Source organism: Guyparkeria sp. SCN-R1 (assembly GCF_003932495.1).
Taxonomy (GTDB): Bacteria; Pseudomonadota; Gammaproteobacteria; order Halothiobacillales; family Halothiobacillaceae; genus Guyparkeria.
Genome location: NZ_QZMT01000018.1, coordinates 25,850 through 37,189, shown reverse-complemented (window position 1 = coordinate 37,189; position 11,340 = coordinate 25,850). Strand labels below are relative to the sequence as shown.

6 protein-coding genes are annotated in these 11,340 nt (G+C 66.3%); all 6 read left to right on the top strand.

Going from position 1 to position 11,340, the window contains the following annotated elements; all coding sequences use genetic code 11:
* Positions 1–58: 58 nt before the first annotated feature.
* The 6 genes from D5687_RS09560 (at position 59) to dnaG (ending at position 11,321) form a co-directional block, all read left to right on the top strand.
* Positions 59–1,447 carry a type IV pilus secretin PilQ gene (locus tag D5687_RS09560; RefSeq protein ID WP_125199551.1) on the top strand — a complete coding sequence of 463 codons (1,389 nt, stop codon included), beginning with the start codon at positions 59–61 and terminating at the stop codon, positions 1,445–1,447.
* A 75-nt stretch (positions 1,448–1,522) separates the two neighbouring features.
* Entirely contained in the window at positions 1,523–2,062 is a 540-nt protein-coding gene (gene aroK, locus D5687_RS09555) for a shikimate kinase AroK (protein WP_125199550.1), read from the top strand.
* A gap of 70 nt (positions 2,063–2,132) precedes the next feature.
* Positions 2,133–3,251 carry a 3-dehydroquinate synthase gene (aroB, locus tag D5687_RS09550; RefSeq protein WP_125199549.1) on the top strand — a complete coding sequence of 373 codons (1,119 nt, stop codon included), beginning with the start codon at positions 2,133–2,135 and terminating at the stop codon, positions 3,249–3,251.
* Between the two features lie 41 nt (positions 3,252–3,292).
* Complete coding sequence (locus D5687_RS09545; protein WP_125199548.1) at positions 3,293–4,783, top strand: SPOR domain-containing protein; 1,491 nt, start codon at positions 3,293–3,295, stop codon at positions 4,781–4,783.
* Positions 4,784–5,084: 301 nt separating this feature from the next.
* Positions 5,085–9,548 (top strand): glutamate synthase large subunit, encoded by a 4,464-nt coding sequence (gltB, locus tag D5687_RS09540; RefSeq protein WP_125199547.1) that lies wholly within the window; start codon positions 5,085–5,087, stop codon positions 9,546–9,548.
* 153 nt (positions 9,549–9,701) lie between these two features.
* Positions 9,702–11,321, top strand: a complete 1,620-nt coding sequence (dnaG, locus tag D5687_RS09535) for a DNA primase (protein WP_125199546.1) — start codon at positions 9,702–9,704, stop codon at positions 11,319–11,321.
* Positions 11,322–11,340 lie beyond the last annotated feature (19 nt).

Genomic DNA, 11,340 nt, shown 5'->3' with positions numbered 1-11,340 from the left:
TGGTATCAACCATCTGAGGGTGGTATCAGATTGATGGGGTGAAGGTGCCCCATCAACCATTAAATCCGTATACCCGGAATACACCGGCGAACGCCTGACCCTGAAGTTCCAGGACATCCAGGTCCGTCCGCTGCTGCAACTGATCGCCGATTTCACCGGCAACAACATCGTGGTCAGCGACACCGTCCAGGGCTCGATCAGCCTGCGACTGGAAAACGTGCCCTGGGATCAGGCCCTCGACCTGATCATGACCACCAAGGGCCTGTCCTCTCGTGAGAACGGCAATGTCATCTACGTCGCACCCACCGACGAAGTCGCCGCGCGCGACAAGGCCGAGCTGGCCGCCCGCGAACAGGCCCAGCAACTGGCACCGTTGATCACCGACATCGTCCAGATCAACTACGCCAAGGCCGACGACATCGCATCCCTCGTACGCCAGAGCTCGGGCCTGGGCGAGAGCTCGGGCGAGAAAAAGAGCGACGGCAACTTCCTTAGCCGTCGCGGCTCGATCACCGTCGACTCGCGCACCAACAACCTGATCGTCACCGACACGGCCGAGGCCCTCGACCGGGTCCGCGGCCTGATCGAGCAGATCGACCGCCCGGTCAAGCAGGTGCTGGTCGAGACCCGCATCGTCATCGCGACCGACAACTTCTCGCGCGAGCTTGGTGTCCGCTGGGGTCTTCAGGGCGGCTTTGATCGAGGCGGGCAACGTGTCGGCTTCGGCGGCGGCGCCTATGATGGTAGCGACGGCCCGGCCTTCCCGATCGACCAACGAAACCCATCAACGCTCAATGGCACCTATTTCGAGGGCCAGGACAGCTGGATGGTCAACACCCCGATCAGCGGCGACCCGACCGGTTCGCTAGGTCTGGCCATCCTCGGCTCGAACGTGCTCCTGAACCTCGAGCTCCAGGCCATGCAGAGCGAGGGCACTGGCAAGATCGTCTCGAACCCGAAGGTCATCACCACCAACGGGCACAAGGCGACCATCTCTCAGGGCGTCGAGATCCCCTACCAGTCCCAGACCGCCTCCGGTGGCGGCGCCATCTCGAACATCGAGTTCAAGGAGGCCCTGCTCAAGACCGAAGTCACCCCGCAGATCACGCCCAACGACAACGTGATCATGGACATCCTGGTGATGAAGGAAGAGCCGGACTACACCCGTGCGATCAATGGCGAACCGCCGATCAACACCCGCGAGGTGCAGACCAAGGTTCAGGTGCAGAACGGCCAGACCGTGGTCCTGGGTGGCATCTACGAGTTCGAGAACGTCACCCAACTGGAAAAGGTGCCCTTCTTCGGTGACCTGCCGGGTGTCGGCAACCTGTTCAAGAACCGGTTGCGCGACGACTCACGGTTCGAGCTGCTGATCTTCGTCACACCGAAGATCGTCGACCGCGACAACCTGGCGAACCACAACCGCGGCGTGCTGATCAACAACTGATCACGTCGCCCAGTGGAAAGACCAACCCCGCTTCGGCGGGGTTTTTCGTTTCCCCTGTCGGTATAATCGGATCACATGCGCAATATCATCCTGATCGGCCCAATGGGGGCCGGAAAGACCACCATCGGCCGGATCCTGGCCAACCGCCTCGGCTGGCAGTTTCACGATTCCGACCGCGAAATCGAGAAGCGCACCGGCGCGAGCATCCCGCTGATCTTCGACATCGAGGGCGAAAAGGGCTTCCGGGAGCGTGAGCACGACATGCTCGCCAACCTGACCGCGGGCAAGGGCATGGTGCTGGCCACCGGTGGCGGGGCGGTGCTGCGTGAGGACAACCGGAAACTCCTGCGGGAAAACGGCCTGGTCGTCTATCTATACACCTCGGTCGAACGCCAGTTCGAACGCACCCAGCACGACACCCAACGACCGCTGCTGCAAAACAGCGACCGACGGGCGACACTGCGGCGACTGATGGACGAGCGCGATCCGCTCTACCGGGAAACGGCCCACCTGGTGCTGGAAACCGGCGGCCAGACCCCGCGCGCGATGGCCGACCGCATCCTTGCCGCAAGCCGGCAGAGTGGGCTCGACGCCGACGACAACCCGACGGGTTGATGTAGACTTTGGAAGGCGGCCCCACGGGGCCGTCGATTTCTGACGAACCGCAGCCGACAGGGCACCGATCATGCACGATCCCGCCGCTCACATCTCGCAGCCCACCACGGTCAACGTGGATTTGGGTGAGCGCAGCTACCCGATCTTCATCGGCGCCGGACTGATCGATGGCGACCAGATCGCCCGGTTCGTGCCCTCCTCGCGGGCCGTGATCGTCAGCAACACCACCGTCGCGCCTCTATATGCCGAGCGATTGACGCAGGCACTGGAGGCCGCTGACAAGCGTGTCGAGATGATCGCCCTGCCCGACGGCGAGCAATACAAGAACCTCGAGACGCTCGAGCGCATCTACGACTTCCTGATGGAAAAGCAGGTGGATCGCAAGACCACTTTGATCGCCCTGGGCGGCGGGGTGATCGGCGATATCACCGGTTTTGCCGCAGCGAGTTTTCAGCGCGGCGTGCCCTTCATCCAGGTGCCGACCACCCTGCTTGCCCAGGTCGACAGCTCGGTGGGCGGCAAGACCGGGGTCAACCACCCGCGCGGCAAGAACATGATCGGCGCGTTCTATCAGCCGCGCTGCGTGCTGGCCGACACCGCCAGCCTCGACACCCTGCCCGACCGCGAGCTCTCGGCCGGGCTGGCCGAGGTGATCAAATACGGGCTGCTCTGGGACGAGGATTTCCTCGACTGGATCGAGGCAAACATCGACGCGCTGCGCCAGCGAGACCGCGCCGCACTCACCGAAGCGATCCGGCAGTCGTGCCTGATCAAGGCCGAGATCGTGCGCCAGGACGAGCGAGAAGGCGGCATTCGCGCCCTGCTCAACCTGGGCCACACCTTCGGCCACGCCATCGAGGCCGGCATGGGGTACGGCCGCTGGTTGCACGGCGAGGCGGTCGGCGCGGGGATGTGCATGGCCGCCGACCTGTCCCACCGCCTTGGCCTGATCGATACGCCCACGGTCCGGCGCATCGAAACCTTGGTCGAGTCGGCCGGTCTACCCACCCGGGCCCCGGCCGCCCTATCCACCGACCGCCTGCGCGAGTTGATGGATAGTGACAAGAAGGTCGAGGATGGGCGCCTGCGACTCGTCCTGCTGGGCCGGCTCGGCCAGGCACGCCTGGTGGACCGGGTGGCAGACGAGGACATTCGGGCCACCATCGAGGCCATGCGGGCCACCGACTGAACACTCATTAACCACCGATTTAAGCAACGAAGGATGCTGCCATGACCGAAGCGACGGAACACGCCCTGGAACAGGCCGAACGAATCGTCCAGTACGCCAAGTATTCCGACCGGTTCATGGTCGTTGAGGGGGACTCGGCCGCCGAGCGTCGCGCCTTCGTCAAGCTGATAGGACAGAAACTGCCCCGCCAGGTCCGTCCGGTGGTGTTGCGCGCCGACAGCGGCAACGGGTCGGCCGCGCTGATCGACCAGTTGAGCACCCTGCTGCAACTGTCCGCCGGCATCGAGACGATCGACCAGCTGATCAACGCCGCCACGGCCGCGCTCGAGGGGCAAGAGCGACTCCTGATCGTGGTGGAAAACGCCGATCACTGGCTGGCATCGAGCGCTGCCGATGCCCTGTTCGACCTGATCACCCAGTCGCACGAGCTCGCACGCGAACGCATCCTCTTCCTCCTGGTTGGTGCCGCCGGTCTCTGTGAACAGGCAGAAACCGCTCAACCGCTGGCCGGGCTGGTCGCCGACCTGCACTGCGCCCAGTTGCTCGGCACCACCCAAGCGGCTGCCGCGGCGCCCACCGCCGCCGCGGGCACCGCCAATAGCAACGCGGATACCACGACCTCCGCGGCCGCCGCCACGACGCCCCCCTCGGCCCCGTCGGCTGGCAACCCGTCTCCCCGGCCGGCATCGGCAAGTCGCCCGCTGTGGGCCAGCCCGACCCTGCTGATCGCCGCGGTCATCAGCCTCGCCGTCGTCGCCATTGGCGTCTTCGCCCTGCTCGGCCGGTCGGACGACCCCACGCAATCGACTACCGAGAGCACGATCGCGCTGGATGAGTCGAGCGAGCAAACCGGCGAATCCACGTCGGCCGACACCGCGAAGACCGAGGAGCAAGCGGCTAACGAAGGGGCGGATAGCGAGGCCCCGAGTGCCGCAGAGGCCCCGACCGAAGAAGGGGCCAACAGCGAGACGGAAACCGCCGCGCTGCCCGACCACGGCCTGCCGCCGCACGTCCCGTTCCCGGAGGAACGCGCCGACGAGGGCAGCGCGGCTGCCACCGCCGAGGCTTCGGATGACGTCTCGGCCGAGAGCAATGCCGCCGAGTCGACCGACGGCGGCCAGACGTCCAACGCCGAGGTGGCCGAACAAGAGGCCGATGCCACGACGGCTCCTGTCACGGAAGACGCCCAGGGCACCGCCGCGTCCACGCCACCGGCGGACGTCGACAACGCCTGGTTCCGCGATCAACCGCGCGCCCGGGCCGCCATCCAGTTGGCCGCCTTTGGTAATCTCGACGGCGCCGAGGCGATGATCGATCGCTTCGTGACCGACGAGCAGCCGCGTGATCAGTGGCGCATCTACACCCAGAGCATCAACGGCAAGCTCCTCTACACGGTAACCTTCGGCGACTTCGCCTCGGCCGAACGAGCCGAGCACGCGATCGACTCCCTGCCGAACGCGCTGCGCGAGCTCGAGCCCTATCCGCGCTCGGTGGGCGCGATTCAGGACCGGCTCGTCGACGCCGCGGATTAAGGGGCCTCGAGGCGCTGCCGCCAGGCAATCCGCGCCCCACCCGACTCCGGCACATCATCCGCCTGCCCCACGGCGGTGACGCGCCGGTGTGTCGATTTGCCTGATTCCCCCCGGGCCGGTAAAATTCCGGCCCATTTTGCCCAAATCCCCCGGATACGGGCGCACATCGAACCACGGTCGGCACCTGGGCTGTCCGCGCGCTGTCAGAGCGCGCCGACGAGACAGCCGGGCCGCCAAGCCGAGGGCGGGATGAGCGTCGCTCGCCCGGCAAGCCGGAAGAATCCAAGAGGTTGCGCAACTCATGAGCCAAGCCCCCACCCAAGGTCTGTACCACCCGAGTTTCGAGAAAGAGAACTGCGGCTTCGGCCTGATCGCCCACATGGACGACCAAGCCAGCCACGGCCTGGTATCGACCGCGATCGGTGCGCTGGCTCGCATGACCCACCGCGGCGGCATTTCCGCCGACGGCAAGTCGGGCGATGGCTGCGGCCTGTTGCTGAAAAAGCCCGACGGCTTCTTCCGCAAGGCGGCAAACGCTCAGGGCATCGACCTGCCCGAGATCTACGCCGTCGGCGTGGTGTTCTTCTCCCGCGACGAGACCAAGCGCGAGCGGGCCCGCGAGGCATTGATCGGCGCGATCGCCGAGCAGGGATTGAATCTCGCCGGCTGGCGCACCGTGCCGACCGACCCGTCGGTCCTGGGTGAGATGTCGGCCGAGAAACGCCCGGAGATCGAACACCTGTTCATCACCCCGGCCGAGGGCATGGACGAGCGGCAATTCAATGCCGCCCTGTTCGTCGCCCGCCGCGATGCCGAGAACCTGATCCACGACGATCCGGACTTCTACATCCCCTCATTGGCCAGCCAGGTCATCTCCTACAAGGGCCTGTTGATGCCCGAGGACCTGCCGCGCTTCTACAAGGATCTCAACGACCCGGCGCTCGAGTCCTCGCAGGCGGTCTTCCACCAGCGTTTCTCGACCAACACCTTCCCCGAATGGAAGCTTGCCCAGCCGTTCCGCTACCTGGCGCACAACGGCGAGATCAACACCATCCGCGGCAACCGCAACTGGGCACTGGCCCGCGCGGCCAAGTTCTCCTCGCCGCTGATCCCGGACATGAACCGCATCCAGCCGCTGGTCAACACCACCGGCTCGGATTCCTCGTCCATGGACAACATGCTCGAGGTGCTGATCACCGGCGGGCTGGACATGATCCACGCCATGCGCCTGATCGTGCCGCCGGCCTGGCAGAACGTCGAGCACATGGACGCGGACCTGCGCGCCTTCTACGAATTCAACTCCCTGCACATGGAGCCGTGGGACGGCCCGGCCGGCATCGTCATGACCGACGGCCGCTTCGTCGCCTGCGCCATGGACCGCAACGGCCTGCGCCCGGCGCGCTGGGTGATCACCAAGGATCGCCACATCACGCTCGCCTCCGAGATCGGCGTCTGGGACTACGCGCCCGACGACGTGGTCAAGAAGGGTCGCGTGCGCCCGGGCCAGATGGTCGCCGTCGACACCGCCGAGGGCGAGCTGATGCTGCCGCCGGAAATCGACGGTCGCCTCAAGGGCCGCAAGCCCTACCGCCAGTGGCTGCGCGAGCAGTCCGTGCGCCTCAAGCACTCGGTCGCCGACGAGGAAGTGCTCTCGCTCGAGCCGATGGACGCCGACACCGTGCGCACCTACGAGAAGGCCTTCCTGCTCTCGTTCGAGGAGCGCGACCAGGTGATCCGCGTGCTGGCCGAGAACGGCCAGGAGGCGATCGGCTCGATGGGCGACGACACGCCGATGGCGGTGCTCTCGCAGACCCAGCGCTCGCTGTTCGACTACTTCCGCCAGCAGTTCGCCCAGGTCACCAACCCGCCGATCGACCCGTTGCGCGAGGCGGTGGTCATGTCGCTCGAGACCCTGATCGGTCGCGAGCGCAACGTCTTCGAGGAGACCCCGGAGCACGCCCACCGCGTGCAGCTGGAAAGCCCGATCCTCACCCCGGCCCGCTTCGAGGCACTGACCAAGCTGGCCGACAAGGAATTCTCCTCGCAGCGCATCGAGCTCAACTACGCGCCCGAGGAAGGCCTCGAGGCGGCCATCCGTCGCATCACCGACGAGGCCGTCGCCGCGATCAAGGGCGAGCACACCGTGCTGGTGCTCTCCGACCGCCACATTGCCGCCGACCGCCTGCCGGTCCACGCCCTGCTGGCCACCGGCGCGGTCCACCATCGCCTGATCCGCGAGGGCCTGCGCACCGACGCGAACATCGTGGTCGAGACCGGCACCGCGCGTGACTCGCATCACAACGCCGTGCTGATCGGCTACGGCGCGACCGCCGTGTTCCCGTATCTCGCCTTCGAGTCGATCAACGACATGCGTCGTCGCAACCAGATCGACGTCAAGCAGGCCGACAAGCTCACGAGCAACTACGTCAAGGGCATCAACAAGGGCCTGAAGAAGATCCTGTCGAAGATGGGCATCTCCTCGATCGCGAGCTACCGCGGCGCCCAGCTGTTCGAGATCATCGGTCTCGCCGATGACGTGGTCGATCTCTGCTTCAAGGACACCACCAGCCGCGTCGCTGGCGCGCGCTTCGTCGATCTCGAGGCCGACCAGAAGATCCTGATCAAGGAGGCCTTCACCAAGCGCAAGCTGCCGCGTCAGGGCGGACTGCTCAAGTACATCGACGGCGGCGAGTACCACGCCTACAACCCGGACGTGGTCCAGACGCTGCAGAAGGCGGTCAAGGAAGACGACTACACGGCGTGGGAGGAATACGCCGCCCACGTCAACGAGCGTCCGGTGGCCGCCTTCCGCGACCTGTTCCGCCTCAAGGAGAACGTCAACTCCATCCCGCTGGACGAGGTCGAGTCGATCGAGTCGATCGTCTCGCGTTTCGACTCGGCCGGCATGAGCCTCGGCGCGCTCTCCCCGGAGGCGCACGAGACCATCGCCGAGGCGATGAACCGCCTGGGCGCGCGCTCGAACTCCGGTGAGGGGGGCGAGGACCCGGCGCGCTTCAACACGCCGAAGATGAGCAAGATCAAGCAGATCGCCTCGGGCCGCTTCGGCGTCACGCCGCATTACCTGGTCAACGCCGAGGTGCTGCAGATCAAGATCGCCCAGGGCGCCAAGCCGGGCGAAGGCGGTCAGCTGCCGGGCCACAAGGTCGACGAGTTCATCGGCAAGCTGCGTTACGCCCGCCCGGGCGTGGCGCTGATCTCGCCGCCGCCGCACCACGACATCTACTCGATCGAGGACCTCGCCCAGCTGATCTTCGACCTCAAGCAGACCAACCCGCAGGCGCTGGTCTCGGTCAAGCTGGTCTCCGAGCCGGGCGTGGGCACCGTCGCCGCCGGCGTGGCCAAGGCCTACGCCGATCTCATCACCATCTCCGGCTACGACGGCGGCACCGGCGCGAGCCCACTGACTTCCGTCAAGTACGCCGGCAGTCCCTGGGAGCTGGGCCTGACCGAGGCGCACCAGACCCTGCGCGCCAACGACCTGCGCGACAAGGTCCGCCTGCAGACCGACGGTGGCCTCAAGACCGGTTTGGACGTGGTCAAGGCCGCCATCCTGGGCGCGGAAAGCTTCGGCTTCGGCACCGGCCCGATGATTGCCATCGGCTGCAAGTTCCTACGCATCTGTCACCTGAACAACTGCGCCACCGGCGTCGCCACCCAGAACAAGGTGCTGCGCCTGGAGCACTTCAAGGGCGAGGTCGACAAGCTGGTCAACTACTTCCGCTTCATCGCCGAGGAAGCGCGTCACCTGATGGCAAGCGTCGGCGTACGCTCGATCGAGGAGCTGATCGGGCGGACCGACCTGTTCGAACCGCGCGAGCCGGCCACCGACAAGCAACGCCACCTGGATCTCTCCAAGATCCTCTCGGATGCCGGGATGGTCTCGGATGCGCCCAACTGCTGCGTCGCGCCGCACAACGACCCGCACGACAAGGGCCTGCTGGCCGAGAAGATCGTCAAGGACGTCATGCCCGCGATCGAGGGCATGACCGGCGGTGAGTACAGCTACCCGATCCGCAACACCGATCGCTCGATCGCCGCGCGGGTCTCGGGCGAGATCGCCCGCCGCCATGGCAACCAGGGCATGGCCGACCACCCGATCAAGCTGCGCTTCACCGGCATTGCCGGGCAGAGCTTCGGCGTGTTCAACGCCGGCGGCCTGCACCTCGAGCTCGAGGGCGATGCCAACGACTACGTCGGCAAGGGCATGGCCGGGGGCGAGATCGTCATCTACCCGCCCAAGGGCAGTACCTTCGACTCTTCGGAAACCCCGATCATCGGCAACACCTGCCTGTACGGCGCGACCAACGGCAAGCTGTACGCCGCCGGCCAGGCCGGTGAGCGCTTCGCCGTGCGCAACTCGGGTGCCCAGGCGGTGATCGAGGGCTGTGGCGACCACGGCTGCGAGTACATGACCGGTGGCGTGGTGACCATCCTCGGCTCGACCGGCATCAACTTCGGCGCGGGCATGACCGGCGGCTTCGCCTACGTGCTCGACGAGGCCAAGGATTTCGTCGATCGCTACAACCACGAGCTGGTCGACATCCACCGCCTGCAGGCCGCCGAACTCGAGCCGCATCGCCAGCACCTGCGCTCGATCCTCGAAGAGCACGCCCGCCGCACCGACAGCGCGCGTGCCCACGAGATCCTCGCGGACTTCGACGCCTACCTGCAGAAGTTCTGGCTGGTCAAGCCGAAGGCGATGGAAATCGGCGACCTGCTCGACCTGCTCGACAACGCGGCGTAAGGCCATGCACGGATCGGGCAATGCTCGAACCGTCGCCAAACCGGGACCGGTCACCCTCCCCGGGGTGACCGGTCTTGTCGTGTCGGCGTGCCGCAAAATCATCGGCACCGAATCCGGCGTTCACGGCGAGATGGAGCACCCCCGGAGGCATCGATGAGTCGGATCCCGGAGGCATTCGTCGAGGAAGTGGTCGGTCGCTCGGATATCGTCGAGGTAATCGGCTCGCGCGTGCCGCTGAAGAAGAAGGGCAAGGAATTCGCCGCCTGCTGCCCGTTCCACCAGGAAAAGACGCCGTCGTTCTACGTCACGCCGGACAAGCAGTTCTATCACTGTTTCGGCTGCGCGGCGCACGGCAACGTAGTGGGCTTCCTGATGGAATTCGACCACCTCGACTTCCCCACCGCGATCGAGCACCTCGCCGGCCGGCTGGGCCTCGAGATCCCGCGCGAGAAGGGTGACCAGGAGAAACTCGACCGGATCAGCCGGCTGCGTCAGGTCACGGCCATGGCCAGCGACTGGTTTCGCGGCAACCTGCGCTCATCGAGCGAGGCGATCGACTTCCTCAAGCTGCGCGGCCTGACCGGCGAGACGGCCGCCCGCTTTGCGCTGGGCTTCGCCCCGCCCGGCAACCACCTTGAATTGGCACTGGGCGGACGGGCACGGCCCGACGAGCTGGTGGCCACGGGGCTGCTGATCCAGCGGGACAACGGTGACCGCTACGACCGATTCCGTGATCGGGTGATTTTCCCGATCCGTGACCCGCGCGGGCACGTGATCGGCTTTGGTGGACGCGTGATCGGCCCGGGCGAGCCCAAGTACCTCAACTCGCCCGAGACCGAGCTGTTCCACAAGGGCTATGGCGTCTACGGGCTGTACGAATCGCGTCAGGTCGACCAGCGCCCCGACCAGCTGATCGTGGTCGAGGGCTACATGGACGTGATCCTGCTGGCGCAGAACGGCGTCCATCATGCGGTCGCCACGCTCGGCACGGCGACAACCGCCGAGCAGCTCGATCTGCTCTATCGGCAGACCGAGCGGATCGTGTTCTGCTTCGACGGCGATGCCGCCGGTCGGCGCGCGGCGGTCAAGGCGCTCTCGGTCGCCCTGCCCCTGATGCAGGACGGACGCGATCTGCGTTTCGCCTTCCTGCCCGAGGGAGAGGACCCCGACAGCTTCGTGCGCACCCACGGCCAGTCGGGCTTCAATCGCTTCGTCGAGCAGGAATCGATGGGCTTCGACCGCTTTCTGACCCTGCACCTCGACGAGGCCACTCCGGGTGACGACACGGCCGCGCGGGCGCGCAAGAACAAGCAGGCGCACCAGCTGATCGAGCGCATGCCCCCGGGCAGCCTCAAGCGACTGACCGCGCGCCAGGTCGACCGCCACCACGGCCTGTTCGGCCGCCCGTTCCGGGAAGAGAACCAGGCCACGGGGCCGACCGCCGCCAAGCGCCCGCCGCCGGCGCGCTCGGAGGACCTCGCCATCCTCCGGCTGGCATTGACCCACCCTCGCCTGACCGACCGCCTGCGCCCTGCGGAGGTCTGGCATGGAGGCCAACCGCCGGCCGTGATCCAGCGTCTGCTCGACGACAGCCTGACCGCAGAGGATCGTCAGGCCGCCGAGGCGCAGAACCTCGTCGGCATTGAAAACGCCGAAATCGCCGCCAACATGTTGGGTGACATCCTCGAGAAGCGACGTCAACGCGAGGCACTCGCGGAGAAGAAGCGGCAGCAGCGAGCCAATCTGGCCGGTGGCCGCCCCCCGAGGGACTGACCGCCACATGGACGAAATG